The 23,674-nt window shown below is 69.8% G+C and carries 18 protein-coding genes, 1 tRNA gene and 1 pseudogene; 5 read left to right on the plus strand and 15 right to left on the minus strand.

Going from position 1 to position 23,674, the window contains the following annotated elements; genetic code table 11:
* Positions 1-10 precede the first annotated feature (10 nt).
* From P2L57_RS16190 to P2L57_RS16220, 7 genes are all read right to left on the minus strand, one after another.
* Positions 11-1,504, minus strand: coding sequence for a phage terminase large subunit family protein (locus P2L57_RS16190; RefSeq protein ID WP_275814879.1), 1,494 nt, complete (start codon positions 1,502-1,504; stop codon positions 11-13).
* Positions 1,501-2,034, minus strand: a complete 534-nt coding sequence (locus P2L57_RS16195; RefSeq protein ID WP_275814882.1) for a hypothetical protein — start codon at positions 2,032-2,034, stop codon at positions 1,501-1,503. The genes P2L57_RS16190 and P2L57_RS16195 overlap by 4 nt, the downstream gene beginning before the upstream one ends.
* Before the next feature lie 25 nt (positions 2,035-2,059).
* Positions 2,060-2,965 carry a ParB N-terminal domain-containing protein gene (locus P2L57_RS16200; protein WP_275814885.1) on the minus strand — a complete coding sequence of 302 codons (906 nt, stop codon included), beginning with the start codon at positions 2,963-2,965 and terminating at the stop codon, positions 2,060-2,062.
* A complete protein-coding gene (locus P2L57_RS16205; protein WP_275814888.1) occupies positions 2,965-4,305 on the minus strand; it encodes a putative antirestriction adenine methyltransferase in 1,341 nt (446 codons plus the stop codon). The genes P2L57_RS16200 and P2L57_RS16205 overlap by 1 nt, the downstream gene beginning before the upstream one ends.
* 152 nt (positions 4,306-4,457) lie before the next feature.
* Entirely contained in the window at positions 4,458-4,868 is a 411-nt protein-coding gene (locus tag P2L57_RS16210; RefSeq protein WP_275814891.1) for a DUF488 family protein, read from the minus strand.
* A gap of 179 nt (positions 4,869-5,047) precedes the next feature.
* Positions 5,048-6,226: a ParB/RepB/Spo0J family partition protein gene (locus tag P2L57_RS16215; protein ID WP_275814894.1), complete on the minus strand. Its 1,179-nt coding sequence runs from the start codon at positions 6,224-6,226 to the stop codon at positions 5,048-5,050.
* A 472-nt stretch (positions 6,227-6,698) separates the two neighbouring features.
* Entirely contained in the window at positions 6,699-6,872 is a 174-nt protein-coding gene (locus P2L57_RS16220) for a hypothetical protein (RefSeq protein WP_275814897.1), read from the minus strand.
* Between the two features lie 245 nt (positions 6,873-7,117).
* On the opposite strand from P2L57_RS16220, the gene P2L57_RS16225 reads away from it, so the two are divergent.
* Both P2L57_RS16225 and P2L57_RS16230 read left to right on the plus strand, forming a co-directional pair.
* Entirely contained in the window at positions 7,118-7,660 is a 543-nt protein-coding gene (locus tag P2L57_RS16225; RefSeq protein ID WP_275814900.1) for a hypothetical protein, read from the plus strand.
* A gap of 125 nt (positions 7,661-7,785) precedes the next feature.
* Complete coding sequence (locus P2L57_RS16230) at positions 7,786-8,433, plus strand: hypothetical protein (protein ID WP_275814903.1); 648 nt, start codon at positions 7,786-7,788, stop codon at positions 8,431-8,433.
* Here P2L57_RS16230 and P2L57_RS16235 read toward each other — a convergent pair.
* Positions 8,430-9,404, minus strand: a complete 975-nt coding sequence (locus P2L57_RS16235; RefSeq protein WP_275814906.1) for a recombinase family protein — start codon at positions 9,402-9,404, stop codon at positions 8,430-8,432. The two genes, P2L57_RS16230 and P2L57_RS16235, sit on opposite strands and share 4 nt — an antisense overlap.
* A gap of 118 nt (positions 9,405-9,522) precedes the next feature.
* Positions 9,523-9,741, minus strand: coding sequence for a helix-turn-helix domain-containing protein (locus P2L57_RS16240; RefSeq protein ID WP_275814909.1), 219 nt, complete (start codon positions 9,739-9,741; stop codon positions 9,523-9,525).
* 210 nt (positions 9,742-9,951) lie between these two features.
* Between P2L57_RS16240 and P2L57_RS16245 the strand changes: the two genes are divergently transcribed.
* Positions 9,952-11,538, plus strand: a complete 1,587-nt coding sequence (locus P2L57_RS16245; protein WP_275814912.1) for a tyrosine-type recombinase/integrase — start codon at positions 9,952-9,954, stop codon at positions 11,536-11,538.
* Positions 11,539-11,634: 96 nt separating this feature from the next.
* On the opposite strand, the gene P2L57_RS16250 is transcribed toward P2L57_RS16245, so the two are convergent.
* Positions 11,635-11,711, minus strand: a tRNA-Thr gene (locus P2L57_RS16250).
* 233 nt (positions 11,712-11,944) lie between these two features.
* Between P2L57_RS16250 and P2L57_RS16255 the strand changes: the two are divergent.
* Both P2L57_RS16255 and P2L57_RS16260 read left to right on the plus strand, forming a co-directional pair.
* A pseudogene (locus tag P2L57_RS16255) lies at positions 11,945-12,412 on the plus strand (MFS transporter); the annotation flags it as partial.
* A 73-nt stretch (positions 12,413-12,485) separates the two neighbouring features.
* Positions 12,486-13,004, plus strand: a complete 519-nt coding sequence (locus tag P2L57_RS16260; RefSeq protein WP_275815342.1) for an MFS transporter — start codon at positions 12,486-12,488, stop codon at positions 13,002-13,004.
* A 25-nt stretch (positions 13,005-13,029) separates the two neighbouring features.
* Here the strand turns inward: P2L57_RS16260 and P2L57_RS16265 are convergent, their stop codons facing one another.
* The 5 genes from P2L57_RS16265 to topA all read right to left on the minus strand — a co-directional run bounded on the left by P2L57_RS16265 (position 13,030) and on the right by topA (position 23,616).
* Entirely contained in the window at positions 13,030-14,622 is a 1,593-nt protein-coding gene (locus P2L57_RS16265; RefSeq protein ID WP_275814915.1) for an alpha/beta hydrolase, read from the minus strand.
* A gap of 154 nt (positions 14,623-14,776) precedes the next feature.
* Positions 14,777-15,922 (minus strand): alpha/beta hydrolase, encoded by a 1,146-nt coding sequence (locus P2L57_RS16270; protein WP_275814919.1) that lies wholly within the window; start codon positions 15,920-15,922, stop codon positions 14,777-14,779.
* Between the two features lie 238 nt (positions 15,923-16,160).
* Complete coding sequence (locus tag P2L57_RS16275; RefSeq protein ID WP_275814922.1) at positions 16,161-17,375, minus strand: DNA polymerase III subunit delta'; 1,215 nt, start codon at positions 17,373-17,375, stop codon at positions 16,161-16,163.
* Positions 17,376-17,605: 230 nt separating this feature from the next.
* Positions 17,606-20,641: a dTMP kinase gene (gene tmk / locus P2L57_RS16280; RefSeq protein WP_275814926.1), complete on the minus strand. Its 3,036-nt coding sequence runs from the start codon at positions 20,639-20,641 to the stop codon at positions 17,606-17,608.
* Between the two features lie 104 nt (positions 20,642-20,745).
* The gene (gene topA / locus P2L57_RS16285) at positions 20,746-23,616 is read right to left on the minus strand and encodes a type I DNA topoisomerase (protein WP_275814929.1); all 2,871 of its coding nucleotides are present in this window, start codon (positions 23,614-23,616) and stop codon (positions 20,746-20,748) included.
* Between the last annotated feature and the right edge of the window lie 58 nt (positions 23,617-23,674).

The following is a 23,674-nucleotide window of genomic DNA, read 5'->3' on the forward strand; positions in this document are numbered from 1 at the left end:
GGCCCTCGACTCACCTGCGACCACTCAGCCTCCGATCGTCCCCGGCACGCGGAGGCGGCATCGTCGGATCGAGGAACAGATCCCACAGCGCCCACACCGCCGAGTCCAGCAGGTCCGGTGAGTCCTCCGTCTCGCCCTGACCGACGAACGTCGTCATCTGCTCTTCCAATTCCGCGAACACCCGGGCCGACCCGACGTGGTGCACACGCGCCTGCTCATACAACTGCGCGGCCGGAGCGGCCCGAGCCCGCTTGCCGCGCGTCGCATGAACGATCCGCCAGTTCACCGTCGGATCCACCTGCTCCAGCAGCGCGGGCAGGTAGTCACCGCCGTTGTTCGCCTCGATGACCACACAGTCCGCACGGTGCTCGTGGTAGAGCCGCGCGGCCCGCTTCATCGCCTGCGTCGGCGTATGCCGGTCCTGCTCGCAGCGCAGCAGGTACCCACGCGGCCGGTCATCCCCGAACATCGACTCCACCGGATACCCGCGCCCAGCGACCGTGAACGCCGTCATGTCGGCGTTCTCGTGGCTCTTCGTGGCCGGGTCCACAGCGACAACGACGCGCTGCAAGTCGGGCAAGTGCTCCAGCTTGGGCCGGAAGCCCTCGACCTCCAGCATCCAGCCCTTCCACAGGGCACCTTCGACGTCTTCCAGCAGCTCACCGGACAGCTCCTGGCGTCCCAGCCGGGTGCCGGCGTACTCCTCCTCCAACTCGGCACGGGCAGCCGGGCTCAGGTTCGCGTCGTTCTCGCGCATGTGCCCGCGGGTGAGTACCACCCGCGGTGGCCCCCCGCCATCGCGGTGCGACTGCTCCTGCGTCCGGCCACGCTCGACCAGTCTCTTCACGTGCGGCAGCGGCTTGGGCGTCGTGGAGATCACCACCTGCGGGGTGTCCGCCTCGCGAAGACAGAACCACAGCATGTCGTAGACCTCTTGCGCGGTGTGCCGCGACCAGGCCGCGTACTCGTCGCACCACGCCTTGTCGAACGCCCAGCCACGCAGGTTGTCCGGCGTCTCCGCACCAAACCCGCGTATCAGCGTGCCGTTCTTCAGCCGCAGCGTCGTCTCACCCAGCGACGAGTTGTACTTCGCCACCTCCTCGGGCGGGATCACCGACAGCAGACCGGACTTCGGGGAGTCGAAGCAGATGTCGCGCACCAGCGTGGCGTTCTTCGCCACCACCGCGATCTGCAACCCCGGCGTCTTCGCCCACTCCCGCACCGCCTCCGCCGCCGTCCGCGACTTGCCCCAACCACGGCCCGTCAGCAGCATCCACACCGTCCACAGCCACGACGGCTGCCGCTGTGCCGCACGCGCGTGATGGTGAAGCCATCCCTCGTGCGGCAGCCCATCGCACTCCGGCACAGCGCACGCCCACCGGCGCGCCGACACCTCGTCCGCGCGCACCAGCGCGGCGACTTCAGCCTTCAACTGCTCCAGGCTCATCACCGCCGGATCGGCCAAGCCCTCAATGGCCCGGCGTTTCGCCCACCCGCCGCTCACCGGCCATCCTCCGCCAGTCGCCGTTCCAGTTCACGGCGTAGCTGCTCCATACGCGCCTTGCGGTCCTCATCGCTCAGCACCGCGAGATGACTCCCGTCGGCATCACCGGGGGTAACGGCGCCGGACAACTCCTCGCCTGCGGCGCGGCGTTCGACCTCAGCGGCGACCTGGAAGTAGCGCAGTAGCTCACCCGGCGTCAGCTCCCGGGGGTCCAGCGCCTGAAGCCGGGCGATCGCCTTGCCCAAGAACGCCTGCGCGAGCTTGGCGTGCCGTCGGGCGACATCCCGCCGCGCCTGCTTCTGCTCGGCGACGAACAGCCGGTCCTGTTCACGGTCGTAAGCCGCCGCCCGCATCACCCACGCGTACTGCCGTGACCACCGGCCCAGCAGTGTCCGCGACTTGTCCAACTCCTGTGCCACCTTCGTGACACTCCGTGCCGGGCCGAGATCGCGGTACACGGCGAACGCCTCGAACGCCTGGGGGGACTCACCGCTCTGCCGCTCCCAGGGATCCACGGGGCCCTCAGCCACCGCTCACCTCCTGGCCAACGGCCGTCTAGTCGCTGTCGGCAGCGAAAATGTCCAAGGCGCGCCACGGCTCGGACTCCGGCACGCTGCCGTCCTTCACCAGGCGGTCGATCGCGGCCCGCACCGTGGCCGCCGTCTCGACCGGGATCTCCCGCGCGCCAAACACCGTCTCCAGGGGTGCCGTGCCGCCGCGGTGCGCCTCACCGGGTGCGGCGTCGAACCAGCCGTCAGCCAGCTCGCCTAGGTGCCGCTCGAACACGGCGAGAATCACGCCGAGCGCCGTCGCCGAGTTACCGATCTTGTACGCTGCGCGGGAGGTCTCCAGCGCGTCCAGCACCGGCTCGTACTGCTCCAGCCCTGCTACCCACCGCTGGTCGGCCGTGGCGGTGGCGCGTGCCGCATCGAATGCGGCCTCGGCGCGCTCCAGCTCATCCGGCAAAAACATCAGCTGTACGGACGCGAAGTCCAGGTTCGCCTCCCCCAGGCTGGAGACGTCGACCTTCTCCAGCAGCTCCAACGCCTTGTCGTCCAGGCCCGTGTACTGCCGCCACTCCACCGACTCCAGCTCGTCGTACAGCTCCTTGAGGATCGCCGGATCGTCCTGCCCGGCGATCGCGTTGTGGCTCAGCTGGAGCGCGATCTGCCGCTGTCTCGGCAGCGGCTCGTCTATCTGCATCCACCAGATCCGCTCCAGGCCAGCCTCGATCGCTGCCAAGGTGCGGTGGTTGCCGGACAGCACGACCAGCCGCCCCGTAACGGTGTCGTTCCACACCAGCGGCGTCGAGGTCAGGCAGCCGTCTCGCTTGATGTTCGCGACCAGCTGCCGGAACTGCTCGTGCGGCAGGAACCGGGCGTTCACATCTAGCAGCGTCAGCGTGCGCGGGTCGCCCTCCACCATCTGCGGCCGGGCGAGCGGCGTCGTCTCCTCCATCATCAGGCTCCTGTCTGGGTATCCGTGGTGCGGGCGCCCCACCGCTTCGCCCACCTGTCCAGGGCCTCCGCGAGCGTGTGGCCGCCCATCGCGCCCTGGTACTGGAGCTGGAACCTCCAGCCGTCCTCGTTCGACGGGCCGCGCTTGGTCAGCCGCAGCAGCCCGCGGTACTTCATCGACACCGGGTTGTTGCTGAACGCCGTGGTGGACACCGCCCGTATCCGCCGAGAGAACGCCCGCTGGCACAGCAACTGCGCCTCGGCGCTGGTGGCCGCGAGCACGATCAGCTTCGACAACCGCGGGTAGTCCGTCGGCGCGACCCCGAAGTCGGAGAGCAGGTACGCCTCATCCGGTGTGTAGCTGCTCGGCGCCATCGCGAACACGCCCAGGATTCGGCCAGATCCGTCCTTCACCGCCACCGCCAGGTTCGCCGCGCCCGGTGCGATGCGCGGGTTCAGGTACCGGGAGCGCAGCGCGTTGAACTGACCAGGCTTGAGCAGTGCCAGGGACAACGGCCCCACCAGTTGCTCGTCTTGCCGCAGACGGGGCGCCGTGACCGGCTCGATGGGCTGCCGAGGAGCGACGATGCGTGTCGGCGCTTCGCTGGCGTAGACGTAGAACGGTGCGGCACGGGGGGTTGCCTGGATGACCCCGCGCAAGTGCCGGTGCAGCTCGGGCACATCGTGATTGGAGGCCGTCAGCCAGTACGGCCGGTCGGTGATCGCACCCAGCACGTCGACCACGTCAGCATCCGACAACGGCTCGTACTCGGGCACGTCCCAGGTGAAGTGCTCGTTCAACGGCTCATACAGCTTCTCGTACCCGCCGCCGTAGAAGGGAGGGAAGGAGCACACCGGCGCGTCACGGGGCACCTTCCGCAGCCAAGTGCGTACGTCTTCGACCTCGTAGGAGGCGAGCGACACGTCCGCGCGGGACAGGCGCTCGACCGTCTCGTGGTGCTTGGCCTGCCACTGCTCCCGGTAGGAGCGCACCACCCGCTCGTGCCACAGCCCTTCGCGGCCCACGCTGGCGAGGAACCGCGTGCCCAGCATCACCGCGGCGACGGTGCCGATGCCGTCGTCCAAGGAGTCGGCCAGCCAGCCGAGTTGCTCGGTGCTCTCCTCGTGCAACCGGATGCCGACCGGCTGGCCGGTGAGCCAGCGGCCGATGGCCGTGGTGTAGATCGACACATCCGAGGAGTGGAGGGCGAAGCCCATGCCGGCCAGGGACCGCTCGATGGTGAAGTTGCCGCAGCACGGGACGTACACCTCCCCGCGGGGCCAACTGGCCGCCGTCTCACGCACGATGGCGCGCATCGGGCCCGGGATAGTGCCCTGGAACATCTCTCGCCTCCTTCTCGCTTCGGGGGTGCGCGGAACGACAGCGCCCGGCCGGGCGGGCTGCCAGGCCGGGCGCTGCTCTGGACTCTACCCAAGAAGCACACAGCTCCTTGGAATCTTGTCACCTATCTCATGGACATGATGCAGGCTGCCGGTCACATGAGGGTGCCTTGCTCGTACTGTCCGGCCATCGGCGCCAGCTCGCGCACAGCATCTCCGGTGACGTCCTTCCACCAGGCGGCGAAGATGCGCCGGTGGCACCACAGCTTCGCATCGGACAGGTCCTCGAAGCACAGCAGGACCAGTCGGTGGTCCCCCTCCTTCCTGGCGATCTCCTTCAGCAGGCTGGCGATGCGCGCCGCGCCGAGCCGGTCGAGGTCGGCCCGGTAGGCGGTGGTGAACTCCGCCAACGACTTGGTGAAGTACTCCCGGCGCGGCGCCAACTCCCGCACGCTGTAGGTGAGCTGGTAGGGGAGCCGGAAGCGGGGAGCGCCCAGGGTGATCCGCACCGGCACTCCTTGCGCGGGCACGAACTCCTGGTAGCGGTTGGTGAACAGGGTGAGCAACCTGGCTCCTTCCGTGCGGGGGGACGGGTGTGTCCCATGATGCGTCTGGCCCCGGCCGATGTCGGCCGGGGCCACGGCCCTCCCGGCCGCCGGGGCCGAGGGGGAGCTGGGGGTGGGCTCTACTGGAGAGCCGCATGGCGAAAGGGGGCGCGGCGAGTGCCGCGCCCCCTTGTTCGGTCTTACTTCGCCGCCGGGGCCGCCGTCTTCGCAGCCGGCTTGGCCTCCTCGGCCTTCCCGCTGCTGTCGGTCTTGCGCTGCGTGGGGACCTTGGCCGCGGGCGCCTTGCTCGCCGCGGCGGAGACCGCCTTGGCCCGGGTCCGCGCGGTGCCCACCGTCTTCGCGGGCGCCTTGGCCGGTGCCGCCTTCTTCGCGGCGGGCTTGGCCTCCTCGGGCTTGACCGGACCTTCCTGCTTCGTCTCGGCCTCCTTGGCCGCCTTCGCCTCCTGCTGGACCTCCAGAGCCTTCTTGTTGAAGTCGGCCTGCATGGCACGCTGGATGCCCTGGGCCTTGCTCAGCAGGTTCCGCACCATCTGCACCTGGCTGAAGAGCTTCCCGACCACGCGGACGTGCCGGTCGAGATCGTCACCGAGGATGACCGCCAGGTCCTGGGGCCTCTTCTCCCCCAGCTCCTCCAGCAGCGGAATCAGGATCTCCTCGGCCTTCCCGAGCCCGTCCTTCGCCTTGGCCTTGGCCTTCTTCCGCTTCTCGGCCTCCTCGGCATCCGGGGCCTGCTCGCCCGTCAGGGAGGTCTGCTGCTCCATCATCTTCAGACCGTTGGCGAAGTGCTGCGCCTCGGCCTCGCTGTCGAAGTCGCCGCGCACGTACCGCATGGCCGCCACCATCTGGTTGGCCGGGTTGAGCTGGGCGATGTGCCAGGCCAGGTTGTTCTTGATCTGGCCCTTGTCGACCATCTCCGCGACCTCCGGCCGCAGGGTGAGCAGGCCCAGCCGCCAGGTGATGTGCGTTTCCGTCTTGCCGAACTGCTTGGCGATCTTCGCCGGGGTCCAGCCGGCCGCCTTGAGATCGGCGTACGCACCGGCCTCCTCCATGATCGTCATGTCGGAGCGGTTGACGTTCTCCGCAATGCTGAGGACGTATGCCTGCTCCTCGCTGGTGCCCTCGATGACCTTGGCCGGGACGACCTTCAGGCCGGCCTCCTTGCAGGCCCGCCACCGTCGCTCACCCGCGATCAGCATGTACGGGGCCTCGCCGCCCTCGACCGGTCGGACGACGACCGGCTGGAGAAGCCCGTTCTCCTTGATGCTGCCGACGAGCTCATTCAGTGCGGCCTCATCGAAGAACTTCCGGGGCTGGTCCGGGTTGGGGGCAATCTGGTCGATCTTGAGGTCTGCGAACATTTCCCGCGCCTTTCTCGAACCGAAAACCCATTTGACTGGGTTTCGCTTGCTTGTTCTTACACTTATATCCTAATCGCAAATACCGCGAATTCAAGTGGGAATTCTTTTAATTTCCGGAATTTCCCTTTCATTTGACGCGTCGATTCACCCGCCTGCGCGTCGAGGTGAGCGGTGGCGCGGGAGCGGCAGTGCGCGCCGGGAAACAGGGCGAGCCCGTCACGGCTTGGCGCCGTGACGGGCTCTACTCCCTCAACTGCCCCGGCGACCGCACCGGTTGCGGCCAGCTCCTCGCGGATGGAGCGCGGGGGGGGGTCGGCCACCCGCGAGGAGCAGGGAAGGGGATGCCGCTTGCGCGGCGTTGCCGGATGCGGGGTCCTGCGGCTGCTGTGCCCGACCCGGCACCACAGAACCTACATCAGCACTCGAAGGTTGTCACCTATCTCTACTGAAAGGCGGCGCCCCGCCTGCAAGTTCAACCATGGTCGCCCGGCTGCGCGGGCCGCCCTGGGGTCCGACGCCTCGTCAGCGCCTGCCACTCCAGCACCCTCCGCGCCTCGTCCAAGCCTCCAGCCCCGACATCGCGCCGCACCAACCTCGAGGGCTCCTTCGCCAGTTCGGCGATCCGCTGTTCATCCAGCTCGGACATGCGATTCCTCCCGTGAACGGCAACGTGCCGCCACCGCTGCCCCGTGACTTCCTCGGCGCGTCCCGCCCGAAGCTAAGCGCGAAGAGAGCGTGATCATGCTCACCGTAGACCCACCAACTCCCCCGTGAAAACTGACGGTTCAATCTAACAACCCCTGTGACCAGCGGAGGGTACTGTATGGCCAGCGATTGACACCAGTCGTTCTCCTTGTCCGGGCAGCTCATGACACAGCAGAGAAGACGGATATGACGGACACCCCCGACCGGCGCGAACCGCTCAACCTGGCCGAGAAGTTGCTCGTGCTGCTGCGCCTGCGCCGCGATCCGGAGGGCTATACGCCGAGCGCCAAGGACGTCACGAACGCAACGGTTTTGCCGGGCCAGCGCAAACCGGCCGTCTCCCACGGCCAGGTCAGCAGCCTGATCGCTGGCACCAGCCGCAATCCCCAACTGTCCACCCTCGCCACGCTCGCACGCGCCCTTGACGCCCCGACGGCTTTCCTGATGCCCGGCACAGCCTGGGACGACTTAGCCGCGCTGACGGTCTATCAACAGTCGTCTGAGGCGCGCGAGACGCTACGTTTGATGCAGGGGCTGGAGGTGCAGGACATTGTTGAAGTATGTATGAGGCTCAAGGAGATTCGTCGCCGCAGGGGACTGCCTGAGGACGTCCCGGCGATCCCCCCACCTCCTCCCGGCGTGGACCAGCCACGCGAGGGTCGGCCCCGCCGCCGACTGAGCTTGAACGAGGCCGCTGAGAGGGCGGCAGATGATCTGGAAGGACGTTGAGCCCCTTGGACGGCCCCATATACGGCGCCTGTGCCCTGTTCATGGCAATCGCTAGCGCGATGTGCCTGCGCTTAGCGCACACACGTCGGCACCAGGCGGCGTACCGCGTGGCCAGAAGAGCGCGGGTGTCGGCCTCTCTCTCGGGCTTCGTCGTCTCTCTCCTGACGATCCCCAAGGTCGCCGACGCAGCCGACGCCCTCGCCGGGTACGACGACCTTTCCACCCTCATGGCGTGCCTCGCAGCGGTTATCTTCTGCGCCAGCCTTCAGATCATGATCGTGGACTGGACGTACTCAAGAGCGCACGTCAACGGAGGCGTCACGCTGCGCATTGGAATGGCCTGTGCAGTCATCGCGCTGCTGGTCTGGGAGTTCTGCCGCACCGATAGCAACGCCACAGACCTCACCACGGCATACGCGGCAAACATTGCGGTCAGGCAGTACCTTCTGACCTACTTCGCCTTTGTGGCCATCGCCGGATCGGAGGTCAGCGTCTTCTGCATCAGGCTGGCTCGCGCTGCCTGGAACCAGCGGCGCGCTGCCGCTACCGGCCTCGCCTTCTCCGCCGCAGGGGGCGCGTTCTGCGTCGCCCACGCCATCAGCCGAGGCGGCTACCTCATTGCTTTCCGCACTGGCCACGCGTGGCCGCTGGCTATGGATGACTCCATCAGCCCCGCCTTGGCAGGGCTGTCCCTCGTGTGCATGGCCGTCGGTCTCATCCTGGCCACCACCGGCCGCCGGATCGGCCGGAGTGACGTGGGCTGCGAGGTCTAAGCGGACCCCTCTTCCACAGCGGCGTCCCCCCACTGGCGCCACTTGAACGCCACCCGGTCCGCGTCCACGGTCCGCGAGCCCCTGGACGCGGCCGGGAACACCGCCACCTGCTCCAGCAACAGCACCAGGACACCCTTCTTCGCTGCCAGCGGCGCGTGCTTCCACCAGCGCACCAGGTCCGGGATCGCCCCGACGGGCACGTGCTTGGCCTGCTCCAGCAGCCGCGCCTGCGTCATGTTGTCCCGGATCCGCTGCGCCAGTTCCTTGTCGGCGGCCTTGAATGCCTCCAGCGACAGGTCAGACGACCGGGCGAAGTCCTCGCCCAGCTTCTTCTGCCGACGCCGGTCGGCTTCGACCTGCTTGCGCAGCCCGGCGGCCTCGGCAAGCAACTCGTCGCGTGCCTGCTCGAGCAGCGCGCTGACCTCCGGCTTGGCCAGCTCCGCAAGCACGTGCTCAGCCACGTATTTCTCGAACAGGTCCGCGTTGATGCGGACCTTGCCGCAGCCGCCGGGGTGCTGGGCCGTATTCGGCGGGCAGCGGTAGCCGCGGCTGCCGCTGCCCGACGGCGACGAGCCCAGCGCGCAGGTGCACAGGCCGCAGACACCGAGGAGCCCGGAGATCAGGTAGTCGCGCTGGTCAGCGCGCTTTCTATCTTGCTTGCTAGAACGTAGGGCACGGATAGCTAGGAAATCCTCGCGCGGGATGATCGCCGGGCCACCCGACTCGACGAGCTCACCCTCCTCGTTCTCCTCAAGACCCGCGATGGCCGGGTGATCGAGCACGAGAGCGAGCACGCTCGGCCGCCACAGGCCGCCAAGCGTGGTGCGGTATCCCGCACCGTTCATCCACTCAACGATCGCGGGATAGCTCTGTTGGAGCAGCCGCCGCGAAGCGGCTGCCCGGATACCTTCTGCCTCACTCTCGCGTACGCGTCGGTGCGCCTGGTCCTCGAACCCGTACAACCGTGGCATCTGCTGGTCCCCTCGCTCCTCCGGCCGACCCCCTGCATTGCTTAACTCTTATAGAAGATAGGTCACAGTAGTGCAAAACACTCAACGACCTCCCATGCACGCGGCGGCCCCGCCCCCGTCACATACCCGCCCCCGTCGCCTGCCGCTCCTCGACGCCGAGGACCTTCCACAGCTCCGCCGTCGGCACCCGGATCGTGCCGCCCAACGGCAGCGTCCGAACCGGGAACGCCCCCGACCGGATCAGTTCGTACGCCTTGTCACGCCCAATACCCAACGCCCGCGCGGCAGTTGTCACATTCACCGTGGCCGGAAGAGCCAACAGCTCCTCCACACCCATCGCTCCAGTTGCCACTGAAGCCTGCCCGCCACTGCCCTGAGCCGTCATGCCGTTGTCGCAATCTCCCCCGCGCACAACTTGGACGGGACTTTACAACACTGTCCGACAGCCCCAACAAGATGAAGAAGGATCTTGCGCCATCCCTTACGGCCAAGCTCCACATCATCCGCACGATCGCTGGCTCCCAGCCAGCCGCCCGGGGGGAGACCCGTGTCCAAGGCGTTCAAGGACAAGACCTACCAGCGGTGCGCTTGCAAGGGCCCACTCGTCGACAAGGCAGGCAAACCGATCCTCAACGAGGACGGCACCCCCAAGATCGGCTACCTGGAGAAGCGTTGCCCCAAACTCAAGCGGCGTGACCACGGCTCCTGGTACTACTCCATCGAGATCCCCGCCGGCCCCGGCGGAAAGCGCCGCCGCCCCAAGAAGGGCGGATTCAAGACCCAGGAGCAGGCCGCCGCCGAAGCCGCCAAGGTCTACAACGACGCCCAAGCGGGGGTCGACGTGCTGTCCGACGAGACCGTCGGCGAGTACCTGCGCCGCTGGCTCAACAACCAGCACGACCTCAAGGCCACCACGAAGAACGGCTACGAGGACTACCTACGCCTGTACTTCACCCCGCACCTCGGTCACATCAAACTCCGCGAACTTCGCCCCCGTCACATAGAAGAGATGTTCGCCGCCATCCAGGCCGAAAACAAGGTGAAGGAGAAGAACCAGGAGGCCGCCCAACTGGCCCGCGAGGCCGAGGAGAAGACACGCGCAGCATGGCGCGACGCCATCGCCCCGCGCGACCCACAGCTCAGGAAAACCTGGAACGACGCCAAGGCCGAACTGAAGGCCGCCCTCGCGCGTCCGCGTCGCGAAACCGGTCCGGCGACACAGCACCGCATCAAGATGGCACTCAGCTCCGCCCTCGAAGACGCCCGCAAGCGCCGCATGATCACCGACAACTGGGCAGCCATGGTCCAGACACCTCGCATGCGCAAGGCCAAAGCCCTGGAGTGGACCCCCGCCCGCGTCGAAGCCTGGCGCAAGACCGGCAAGAAGCCATCACCAGTCATGGTCTGGACGCCCGAGCAGACCGGCACGTTCCTCGACTCCGTGGTCTACGACCGGCTGTACCCCCTCTGGGTCATCATCGCCTTCCTCGGCCTACGCCGAGGCGAAGCGTGCGCACTGCCCTGGGCCGAAGTCGACCTCGACGCCGGCGTCATCCACATCACCGAGGAGATCGTCACCGTCGCGTACGAGCCTCACGAGGACACCCCCAAGTCCGACAACATCCGCGACATCGCGCTGGACGAGGACACGATCGCCCTCCTGCGCTGGTGGCGCGACCAGCAGCAGGCCGAGAAGAACGAATGGCTCGAAGCCACAGGTGAATGGACCGACACCGGCCGGGTTTTCACCCTTGAGGATGGCGCGGAATACCACCCCCAGTACTTCTCCGACCGCTTCGAACGCCTCTACAAGAAGGTCGACCTGCCGCCTATCCGGCTGCACGACCTCCGCCACGGCTCAGCAACACTCGCCCTGCGAGCGGGCGTCGCCATGGTCGCCGTCCAGCGCAGGCTCGGGCACTCCTCGATCCGCGTCACCTCCGACATCTACACCACCGTGCTCGCGGAGGTGGAGCGCGAGGCCGCCGAGGCGACCGTCGCCGTGGTGCCCCGATCGCGCAAACGCGTGATCCCGGAGCCCAAGGCCGACGACGAGCCCTCGCAGGACCAGGAGGAGAGGGACGGCAAAGACGCCGGGGAAGACCAGAACGTTCCCGATCAGGACGCCGCCTGACGGCATGTTCCCAGGGCGTTCCCATCCGCTCACGCAGAAGGCCCCCGCGATCTTCGCGGGGGCCTTCTGTTCGGACCGTTTTCCCTGGTCAGAGGGTGGAGCCGCCTAAGGGAATCGAACCCTTGACCTACGCATTACGAGTGCGTCGCTCTGGCCGACTGAGCTAAGGCGGCATGTTGCTGTGCACGTGGTGGCAGCAGCAACGGCGCTAAGTCTACACAGTGAGCGGGGGTGCTCCGCACGGTGGTTTTCTGGGGTGCGGGGTGCGGGGTGGTACGTATCGCCACGGACAGTAGCCATTGCCGTGAGCGTCATGAGGTGGCCCGAGGTGCGAGGAGAGGGCTCGGTGGGGGCCGTGCGGTGGGGCATGCTCGCTGTGCTGTGCGTGAGTCTGCTGCTGGTGGCGATGGACGCCACGATCCTCAACGTGGCGTTGCCGTCGCTGATTGACGATCTTCGGCCGGGGGCGCTTCAGCAGTCGTGGATCATCGACATCTACGGGCTGGTGCTGGGCGGGGTGCTGGTTTCCACGGGGGCGCTTGGGGACCGGTATGGGCGCAAGGCGCTGTTCCTGGCCGGGTTCGGGCTGTTCGGGGTGGCGTCCGTGGTCGCCGCGACGGCGGGCAGTTCGTGGCAGCTGATCGCGGGGCGGGGGCTGCTGGGGCTTGGCGGGGCACTGGTGATGCCGTCCACGCTCTCGTTGATCCGGAACATCTTCACCGATCCGCGGGAGCGCACGCTGGTCATCGGGATCTGGGCAGCGGTGGCACGGCCGGGGGCGGGGGCGTCCATCGGGCCGTTGGTGGGTGGGCCGCTGGTGGAGCGGTACGGGTGGTCGGCGGCGTTCTGCGTCAATGTGCCGGTGGTCGTGGTGGCGGTGGCCGCCGGGGTCCGGTTGCTGCCGGAGTCCAAGGATCCGCACCCCCGGGCGCTTCGACTGCTGGCTGATGCACCACGTAGGCGTGCAGGCGCTGCCGGGTGGGAGTCTGCGGGCGCTCTCCGCCGGGTTCGCGGTGCTCGCGGTGGTGCCGGAGCCGACGACGTACCCGGGGGTCGCGGTCGTCCTCGCGGCGCTCGGCATCGGGGACGGGCTGGCGGTCACCACCGGGGCGGCGGTCATGTTGTCCGCGGTTCCGGCGGCGCGGGCCGGGCAGGCAGGTGCCGTCTCGGAGGCCTGCTACGAGCTCGGGGTGGGGCTCGGTGTGGCGCTGCTCGGCAGCATCCACGCCGCCATCTACCACAACAGGTTCCCTCAACTACCGCTTCATGGCAGTCATTTGGAGACGGCACCGCAGTCGGTCGGCGGCGCGGCCGAGGTCGCCCGGCAGGTGGGCGGCGCGGCCGGGGCGGCCGTGCTGGCCGCCGCGCGTTCGACAGCGCGCTCACCACCACCGCGTACGTCTCGGCCGGCATCGTGCTCGCCGCCGTACTCGCCACCGTTCTGGTACCGCGCGGCTTCACGGTGACCGCCGCGCACTGAACGTGCGGCGGTCAGGTGCAGGTCTTGCCGTTCTGCGGGGTGATCCCCTCCAGCAGATAGCGGTTGACGGCGGTGTCGACGCAGTCGTCACCGCTCGCGTAGGCGGTGTGCCCGTCGCCCTGATACGTCAGCAGCGTTCCGGAGGACAGTTGACCGGCGAGCGAACGCGCCCAGTCGTAAGGGGTCGCCGGATCGCGCGTCGTGCCGACGACGACGATGGGCCCGGCGCCCTTGGCCTCGATCCGCATCGGCCGCCCGGTCGCCTTGACCGGCCACGACGCACAGCTCAGGCTCATCCAGGCGAAGTCCGGTCCGAGGTGCGGCGACGCCTTGCGGAAGGAGGGCAACGCGGCCTGGACATCGGCCGGGCTGTTGGTGGCGGGCGGTAGGTCGAGGCAGTTCACGGCGGCGTTGGCGTACATCAGGTTGGAGTAGGCGCCATCGGCGGAGCGTTCGTAGTACTGGTCGGACAGGGCGAGCAGAGGTCCGCCGTCGCCGCGGTTGGCCGACGTCAGCGCGTCCCGCAGTACGGGCCACAGCTGCTTGGCGTACATCGCCTCGATCAGGCCGGAGGTGCCCAGCGACTCGCCGAGTTGGCGGCTCTGGCCGGTGCGCAGCGGATGCGCGTCGAGGTTGCTCAGGAACCTGACGATGTACTGGTCCGCCGCCGCCCTGGTCTGGCCCATCGGGCATCCGGTGTGCTGTACGCAGTCCGCGACGAAGGACTGGAAGGCGGTCTCGAAGCCCTGTGCCTGGGTGCGGCTCTCATCGAGAGCGGACAGCGAGGGGTCCATCGCGCCGTCGAGCACGAGATGGCCCACCCGGGACGGGAACAGGCCCGCGTAGGTGGCACCGAGCATGGAGCCGTAGGACTTGCCGACGTAGTTGAGCTTGGCGTCGCCGAGCAGTGCCCGCAGGATGTCCATGTCGCGGGCCGCCTCGACGGTGCTGACGTGCGAGAGCAGCTTCGCGGAACGCTGCTCGCAGCCGTTCGCGAAGTTCTTGTCGGCGGCGGTGATCGCATTGATCTCGGCCTGGCTGTGCGGATCGTTGTCGACCTCGGTGAACGCGTCCATCTGCGGGTCCGTCAGGCACACGACGGGCTCGCTGCGGGCGACACCGCGCGGGTCCATGCCCACGATGTCGTAGCGGGCGCGCACCGGCGCCGGGTAGCGCGCGGCAGCGATCTGCGCGTAGTCGACCGCGGAGCCGCCGGGACCGCCCGGGTTGACCAGCAGTGAGCCGATCCGCTGCCCGGGGCCGGTGGCCTTCTTGCGGGCGACGGACAGGGTGAGGTCCTGCGCGGCGACGGGGTGGTTGTAGTCGAGCGGGGCCTTCATCGTGGCGCACTGGAAGCCGGCGGTACCGCAGTCACGCCAGGTCAACTGCTGCCCGTAGTAGGGCTTGAGGGCGTCCGGGATCGCCGCGGGCAGCGGTGCCAGGGGGGCCACCGACCGCTTGGCCGGCCCCGCGTCCGAGGCGGCGGCTCCGGTCGGCCTCGAGGCGGCCGCGCTGCGGACGGAACCGGCCGAACAACCGGAGAGCATCAGGCCCGCGACGGCGAGCACGGTGGTGGAGGTACGGAGCAGGCGTGCGGTGTCCATGAGTGCCACAAGTCCTCCCGTCGTGTTTCGCGAGCCTATCCACACCGTCGTCCGGTATGCGCACTTCCGCGAGTTCTTATGGGTGATTATTCGGGTGAATTTTCGATCAGACCTGTGGTGGGGTGCTCTACCGGGCGGTACCTGGCAGGGAGTCTCAGGTGGCCTCCATCGGGGTGATCCGGTGGCTTCCGCGGCCGTGCCCGAAGCGGTGGCGGTGGTGACGGCGGTACGGGTGGTGACGGCGGTACGGGTGGCGATGGCGGTACCGGTGGTGATGGCCGTACGAGTGAGGCCGCAGCTCCTCCGTGAGGTAGCCGGAGACCAGCGCGAGCAGATGGCGCCGCGCGCCGCCGCCGAGATCGGGGTCGGGGGCGACCTCGTCGAGGAATCGGGCCCTTACCCCGCCGCGCCGCAGCGCGGTCCGCAGCCGCAGACCGGAAGCCCGCTCCCGGTCCTCGTCCACGGCGGCGGCGAGCAGCAGCCGCGGCCGGGAGCCGGGCGACGAGGGCGCGGCGGCGATGCCCGCGGTGTCGTACGTGCCGGAGACGCCCGCTGCCGCGCGGTACCGGTCCGGGTGAGCGAGCTCGGCGCGCACCGCGCAGGGGGCGAGGTCCCCGACACCGATGACGGCGCGGGCCTCACGGCCGCCGTCGGCGCGGTAGTAGCGGGCGGCGGTGTCCAGTGCGGCGGACGGATCCGCCGAGCAGTCGCGCGGCATGACGACGATCAGCGGATCGGCCGTCCCCTGGGTGATGGAGCCCGCCAACGCCGCGTACAGCTGCTCGCTGTCCGGCTCGGCCGGTAGATAGGCCGCGACCATCGGGAACGCCGGGGCACCCGGACGGCCGTACTGCGCAGGCAGCCAGACTCGGGTACCGCCGGGCAGCTCCTGCAGCGTGCCGCCGACCGAGTGGGCCACGGTACGCGGGGGGTTCCCAGCCGCGTCCTGGGGAGCCGCGTGGGGCACGGGCTGCGGCGGGGCGGCGGGGGCACGGCCGGGGCGGCCCGCGGTCGGCGGTTGGGCTTTGGCGACGGAGTGTCGGGCGGCCGACGCGTCGGCGGCCGAGGCGGTACGCGGACGCGTTCCGGTGTGCGCCAGCTGGATCGCGTAACCGATCGCGGTGGCCAGGACCAGCAGGGCCGCGGCCGCACGGAACACCACCGGGCGGTAGTCGGTGGGGAGTTCGTACACCCGGCCGCTGCGCTCGGCGGACCAGCGCACGACGGCGGCGCGGGCGAGCAGCGCCGCGACAACGGCGAGTGACGCGAGCGGCGCCGTACTCAGCAGGGCAGAATCCACCTACGCACCAACCTGAGGGGGACAACCGGGCCAACCGGCCCGGGGCAGCGTGCAAGGCTTCCCCCCGCCGGGTGCGCCGCCAACCGCGCGATACCCGAGGATCACCCGAAGGCACCAACCTCGAACGGGGCCCTGCGGCCAGTCGGGTTCAGCCGACTGGCTGCAGAGCAGTCGGGTTCAGCCGGATCCGTCTCGCGGCGCCGCCCACGAGCAGGTGCGGCGGCCCGCGAGGGCGGGGTCAGCCCGCGCGGAGCGCCATCGTCATCGCCTCCACCGCGAGCAGCGGCGCCACATTGCTGTCCAGGGCCTCGCGGCAGGCCAGCACCGCCTCTATGCGGCGCAGGGTGTTCTCCGGGCGGCCGTTCGCCGCTATGCGGGTGATGGCATCGCGGACCTCGGTGTTGGCGATCGGCGTCGATGTGCCCAACTGGACGGCCAGCACATCACGGTAGAAACCGGCGAGGTCGGTCAGTGCCAGGTCCAGGGTGTCCCGCTGGGTACGGGTCGAGCGGCGCTTCTGCCGGTCGGCCAACTCCTTCATCGCGCCCGCCGTTCCGCGCGGCATCCGGCCGCCGGTGCCGGCCGCGGCGCCCAGCGCGGCGCGTAGCTCCTCGGTCTCCTTGGCGTCGACCTCCTCCGCGACCTGCTTGGCGTCCTCGGTGGCCGAGTCCACCAGCATCTGGGCGGCCTTCAAACACCCGCCTATGTCGTCGAGTTGGAGCGGCAGCCGCAGCACGGCGGCCCGGCGCTCCCTGGCCCGCTCGTCGGTCGCCAGCCGTCGCGCCCGGTCGATGTGGCCCTGCGTCGCGCGGGCGACGGTCGCGGCCAGCTCGGGCTCGATCCCGTCACGTCGTACGAGGACATCGGCGACGGCGTCCACCGGCGGGGTGCGCAGGTTCAGATGACGGCACCGGGAACGGATCGTCGGCAGTACGTCCTCGATCGACGGCGCGCACAGCAGCCACACCGTGCGGGGCGCGGGCTCCTCGACCGCCTTGAGCAGGACGTTTCCGGCGCCTTCGGTGAGCCGGTCGGCGTCCGCCATGACGATCACCTGCCAGCGGCCGTTCGCCGGGGACATGGAGGAGCGGCGCACCAGATCGCGGGTGTCCTTCACACCGATCGACAACTGGTCGGTGGCGACCACTTCGACGTCGGCGTGCGTGCCGACCAGTGTCGTATGGCATCCGTCGCAGAACCCGCAGCCAGGCGCGCCGCCGAGCGCGCGGTCCGGGCTGACGCACTGCAGGGCCGCGGCGAAGGCACGGGCAGCGGTGGAACGGCCGGCGCCGGGGGGGCCGGTGAACAGCCAGGCGTGCGTCATCTTCGATGCCGCACGCGGCGGTTCGGCGCCCTCGGCGGCGGCGGTGACCAGTGCGTCGGCGTCGCGGGCGGCGGCGGTGAGCTGCGCGATGACGGGCTGTTGCCCGATCAGGTCGTCCCAGACTGCCATCGGTGTCCCCCTTTCCTCGATGCGTGCTCTCTTTATTGTGGGGGGCGGGTCTGACAACGGTTTCTCACCCACCCGCCCGCTCTTTCCGGGGGCTGCGCCCCCGGGCCCCCGGTTCCTGGGGCTGCGCCCCGGGCCCGTTCTTGGGGCTGCGCCTCAAACCCCCTTTTCACAGGGAGCAGCCGCGGCGGCGGCGACCGGAGCGGGCCGGCCGCCGGTCCGCCGGTCAGGGCCTATCGGCGGCCCTTGCCCCGGCGGTTTCGGGGGTCGTCCTCGTCGTGGGGGCCCAGGAGTTCGTCGGCCAGGGTGGGGAGGTCGTCCAAGGGGGTTTCCTCGGCCCAGCTGGGGCGAGGGCGCTTACGTGCCTGCTGGGGGTCGACCTGGGGGAGTTCGCGGGTGCGCTCCGGTGTCTGCTCCTCGCGGAACAGCCACGGCGGAACGCGGTCCGCCGGGTCGCCCTCAGGCTGGACCGGCGGCAGTACCGCCGTCTCCTCCTGTGCGGACTCCGGCCGCACCGGTGGCAGTACGGTCGTCTCCTCGGCGTCCGAGGGACGGGGGACCTCGATCGTGTGCGTGGTCTCCGCGTCCGGCGAGGTGGCGCGCGGGGTCTCGACGGTCTGCGTGGTGTCGTTCGGCTCGGCGGCGACCGGGGTCTCGATGGTCTGGGTCGCGTCGTTCTCGGTGGCGGCCGCCTGCGCGGCCTGGCGGGCCTGTTCCGCGCGGAGCAGAGCCTCCTCGGCCTTGCGCTGCTTCTCCAGGCGGCGTTCCTCGGCTTCGGCGCGCAGCCGGTCCTGCTCCTCCTTCTGGCGGCGCAGCCGCTCCTGCTCCTCGGCCCGGGCGCGCTCCTCGGCCTCCTTGCGGGCGCGCTCCTCCTCGGCCCGCTGACGGGCCTCCTCCGCAGCCTTGCGCTCGGCCTCCGCCTGGCGCTCCGCCTCCTCGCGGAGGCGCTGCTCCTCGGCGAGGCGCTTGCGCTCCTCCTCCGCGGCGCGCAGCCGCGCGAGCTGCTCCTGGCGTTCGCGCTCCTGGCGCTCCTCCTCGGCCTTGCGGGCGGCTTCCTCCTCGGCCCGCTGACGGGCCTCCTCCGCAGCCTTGCGCTCGGCTTCGGCGCGGGCCTCGATCTCCTGGTCGGAGAGCGGCAGCAGCTGGTCCAGACGGTGCCGTACGATCCGGGTCACCGCGTCCGGCTCCTGGCCCGCGTCGACCACCAGGTAACGCGACGGGTCCGCCGCGGCCAGCGTCAGGAAGCCCTTGCGCACCCGCTCGTGGAACTCGACGGGCTCGGACTCCAACCGGTCCGGCGCCTCGGTGAACCGCTCCCTGGCGGTCTCCGGCGAGACGTCCAGAAGCACCGTCAGATGCGGTACCAGGCCGTTGGTGGCCCAACGGGAGATCCGGGCGATCTCGGTCGGCGACAGATCGCGGCCCGCACCCTGGTAGGCCACCGACGAGTCGATGTACCGGTCGGAGATCACGATCGCACCGCGCTCCAGCGCCGGGCGGACGACGGTGTCGATGTGCTCGGCGCGGTCGGCCGCGTAGAGCAGTGCCTCGGCGCGGTGCGAGATGCCGGTACTGGAGACGTCCAGCAGGATCGACCGCAGCCGCTTGCCGATGGCGGTCGCGCCGGGCTCGCGGGTGACCACGACCTCGTGGCCCTTGCCTCGGATCCACTCGGCGAGGGCCTCGACCTGGGTGGACTTGCCCGCGCCGTCGCCGCCCTCGACCACGATGAAGAAACCGGATCCGGCCGGCGCCTGCGCCGGCTCGCCGCCACGCAGTGCCTCGCGCAGGTCGCGCCGCAGCGACACGCCCTGCCGGTCGTCGAGCTTGCCGAGCACCAGCGCGGCAACCGGCAGCAGCAGCGCGCCGACCAGCATCAGCGTGTACGCGGCTCCGCCGTGGTCGAAGGTGAAGTGCCCGGCGACCACCCGGTGCGGCCCGATCGCTCCCGCGACCAGCGGCGCGGCGACCACGGCCGCGCCCACCGCGACCCGTACCACCGCGTGCAGGTGCTCGGTGGTCCGCGCCCGGCGCGGCTCTTCGGCTTCCTGGTCGATCACCGTGTGGCCGGTGTTGGCGGCGACTCCGGCGGCATAGCCCGCGAGCAGCGCGAGCAGCAGCACGGTGGTGGCGTCGGGGACGAGTCCGATGAGCAGCAGCGCGATCCCGCTGACCGCGATGGCGAGGCCGAGCAGTCGGCGGCGGGAGAAGGCGGGCAGTACCCGGGTCGCGGTACGGATCCCCAGCACCGGCGCCGCGGTCAACGCCAGCACCATCAGCCCGAACTCCACCGGCCCGCCGTCGAGGTCCGCGGCCTGCAGCACGGTGAGCGACACCGCCGCCGCTATGGCACCGGCGACCGCACCGCACGCGATGACCAGCGTCGGCAGCGCACCGGTACGGCCGCGCTCCTGGCCCGCGGGCCCCTTGGGCAGCCGCAGGCCCTCCAGCGGCGAGCGCGGGCGCGGCGTGGCGGCGCCCGGCAGTTCGAGGAAGTACAGCACCACGATGGAAGCGGCGAACAGACCGGCCGCGACGTACGAGGAGAGCGCGACCTGGTGCAGGGAGAACCAGTCGGAGCCGAGCGCGACCACGTTGTTGATCAAGGTGATCACGATCAGGGCGGCGGCGGCCACCGGCAGTGCGACGAATCCGGTGCGCAGGTTCAACCGGCGCAGCGCGTCGAGGTGATCGGGCGCGGGGCGTACGGCGCCGCCGTCGGCCGGCGGCGCGGGCAGCAGCGCCGGGGCGGCGCCGTCCCTGGCGACCTTCCAGAAACGTTCCGCGACACCGGTGGCGAAGACCGTGACCAGCAGCCAGGCGAGCGCGGTGTTCGGTACCCACTCGATCCACAGCGGGGCCACGACGAACAGCGCGAGCCGCACCGCATCCGCGCCGATCATGGTCCAGCGCCGGTCCAGCACCCCGGAGGACGCGGTGAGCGCCGACAGCGGCCCGAGCAGCACCGCGCCGAAGATCAGCGTCGACAGCAGCCGCAGGCCGAAGACGGCGGACAGGGCGAAGGCCACCCCGCGGTAGCCGCCGCCGAGGCTCTGCGCCTCGTCGGCCGCCTGGACCGCGAGCACCAGTAGCACCAGCAGTCCGAGCCGGTCACCGACGGCTCCGGTGAACTGGGCGGTCCACAGCTTTCGCAGGGGCGGAATACGCAACAGCGAGGTCACGGCACGCTCGCGGGAGTCCGCGGCGAGTACTTCCGTGAAGTCGGTGGAACCGTGGGCCTCGCCCATTGGCTGCTCGGCACGCGTCATCCTGCCAGCCTAACCGCAGGGACGCGGCGCGAGCCGCCCTGGCCGAGGGGTCGGCCGGGGCGGTTGCCCAGTCGTAACGGAACGATCATGCGCCGATCAAAGATCTACTCGGGCTGCTCCGCGACAGCCGCCTTCTTCGCCGCCGTCGTCTTGGCGGCGGTCGTCTTGGCGGCGGTCTTCTTGGTGGTCGTCTTCTTGGCCGCGGTCTTCTTCGCCGCCGTGGTCTTCTTCGCGGCGGCCGTGGTCTTCTTGGCCGTCGTCCTCTTGGCGGCGGCCTTCTTCGCCGGGGCCTTCTTCGCCGGTCCCTTGGCGCGCTTCTCCGCGAGCAGCTCGAAGCCGCGCTCCGGGCTGATCGTCTCCACGTCGTCTTCCCGGCGCAGCGTCGCGTTGGTCTCGCCGTCGGTGACATACGGGCCGAACCGGCCGTCCTTGACCACCACCGGCTTTCCGCTGGTCGGGTCGGTGCCCAGCTCCTTCAGCGGCGGCTTGGCGGCGGCCCGGCCGCGCTGCTTGGGCTGCGCGTAGATGGCCAGCGACTCATCCAGGGTGATGGTGAAGAGCTGCTCCTCGGTCTCCAGCGAGCGCGAGTCGGTGCCCTTCTTCAGGTACGGGCCGTAGCGGCCGTTCTGCGCGGTGATCTCGGTGCCGGACTCCGGGTCGACGCCCACGACACGCGGCAGCGACATCAGCTTCAGCGCGTCCTCAAGCGTCACGGTGTCCAGCGACATCGACTTGAACAGCGACGCGGTACGCGGCTTGACCGCGTTCTTGCCGGTCTTGGGGGTGTCCTCGGGCAGCACCTCGGTCACATACGGCCCGTAGCGCCCGTCCTTGGCGACGATCGGACGGCCGGACTGCGGGTCCGTGCCCAGCTCGAAGTCGCCGCTGGGCTTGGCCAGCAGTTGCTCCGCGTACTCGACGGTCAGCTCGTCCGGCGGCAGATCGGCGGGCACGTCGGCGCGCTGGCTGCCTTCCTCGCCCTTCGCGCCCCGCTCGACGTACGGCCCGTACCGGCCGACGCGCAGCACGATGTCGTCGCCGACGGGGAAGGACGAGACCTCCCGGGCGTCGATCGCGCCCAGGTCGGTGACCAGTTCCTTCAGGCCGCCGAGGTGGTCGCCGTCGCCGTTGCCCGCCTCCGCGGCGCCGCCCTCGGTGCCCTCGCCGAAGTAGAACCGGCGCAGCCACGGAACGGCCTGGGCCTCGCCGCGTGCGATGCGGTCGAGGTCGTCCTCCATCTTGGCGGTGAAGTCGTAGTCGACGAGCCGGCCGAAGTGCTTCTCCAGCAGGCCGACCACGGCGAAGCTCAGGAACGACGGAACGAGCGCCGTGCCCTTCTTGAAGACATAACCGCGGTCCAGGATCGTGCCGATGATCGACGCGTAGGTGGACGGGCGGCCGATCTCGCGGTCTTCGAGCTCCTTGACCAGCGACGCCTCGGTGTAGCGGGCCGGGGCCTTGGTGGCGTGCCCGTCGGCCTCGATGTGCTCGGCGGCCAGCGGGTCGCCCTCGGCGACCTGCGGCAGCCGACGCTCACGGTCGTCCAGCTCGGCGTTGGGGTCGTCGGCGCCCTCGACGTAGGCCTTCATGAAGCCGTGGAACGTGATGATCTTGCCGGAGGCGGAGAACTCGGCGTTCCGGCCGGCCCACTGTCCACCTTCGGCGGCGCATCGGCCGCCGACCTTGACGGTGACCGACTGGCCGACCGCGTCCTTCATCTGGGAGGCGACGGTGCGCATCCAGATCAGCTCGTAGAGCCGGAACTGGTCGCCGGTGAGGCGGGTCTCGGCCGGGGTGCGGAAGCGGTCGCCGGAGGGGCGAATCGCCTCGTGCGCCTCCTGGGCGTTCTTGACCTTGGACGCGTACGTGCGCGGCTTGTCCGGCAGGTAGTCGGCGCCGTAGAGCTCGGTGACCTGCGAGCGGGCGGCGGCGATCGCGGTGTCCGACAGCGTGGTGGAGTCGGTACGCATGTAGGTGATGAAGCCGTTCTCATACAGCTTCTGCGCCACCTGCATGGTCACCTTGGCGCCCATGCCCAGCTTGCGGCTGGCCTCCTGCTGCAGCGTGGTGGTACGGAACGGGGCGTACGGGGACCGGCGGTACGGCTTGGACTCGACGGACCGTACGGAGAACTGGCTGTCCGCGAGGGCGGCGGCGAGTGCCCGGGCGCCCGCCTCGTCCAGGTGGAGCACGTCGGCGCCCGGCTTGAGCCGGCCGTTCGGGCCGAAGTCCCGGCCCTGGGCGACCCTGCGGCCGTCGACGCTGGTCAGTCGGGCGCCGAAGGTGCCGGGGTCGGTCTTGTCACCGGCCCGGCCGGTGCCGAAGGTGCCGGTGAGGTCCCAGTACTCGGCGGAGTTGAAGGCGATCCGCTCCCGCTCGCGCTCGACCACGAGGCGGGTGGCGACCGACTGCACCCGGCCGGCCGACAGCCGTGGCATGACCTTCTTCCACAGCACCGGGGAGACCTCGTAGCCGTACAGCCGGTCGAGGATGCGGCGGGTCTCCTGGGCGTCGACCAGGCGCTTGTTCAGCTCGCGCGGGTTGGCCACCGCCTCCTGGATCGCGTGCTTGGTGATCTCGTGGAAGACCATCCGGCGCACCGGGACCTTGGGCTTGAGGACTTCCTGCAGGTGCCAGGCGATGGCTTCGCCCTCGCGGTCCTCATCGGTGGCGAGGAGGAGTTCGTCAGCGTCGGCGAGCAGCTCCTTGAGCTTCTTGACCTGGCTCTTCTTGTCGCTGTTGACGACGTAGATCGGCTGGAAGTCGTGCTCGACGTCGACGCCGAGACGGCGGACCTCGCCGGTGTACTTGTCGGGCACCTCGGCGGCCCCGTTCGGCAGGTCGCGGATGTGCCCCACGCTCGCCTCAACCACGTACCCGGGACCCAGGTAGCCCTTGATCGTCTTCGCCTTGGCAGGCGACTCGACGATGACTAGGCGGTGGCCGCCCTGCGCGGTGTCGGTGGTCGGGGACAACTTCGGCTCTCTCTCCGGATCGAAAGGGTGACGCTGCGGAGTGTGACCGTAACCCAGC

This window comes from Streptantibioticus ferralitis (assembly GCF_029223525.1).
Lineage (GTDB): Bacteria > Actinomycetota > Actinomycetes > Streptomycetales > Streptomycetaceae > Streptantibioticus_A > Streptantibioticus_A ferralitis.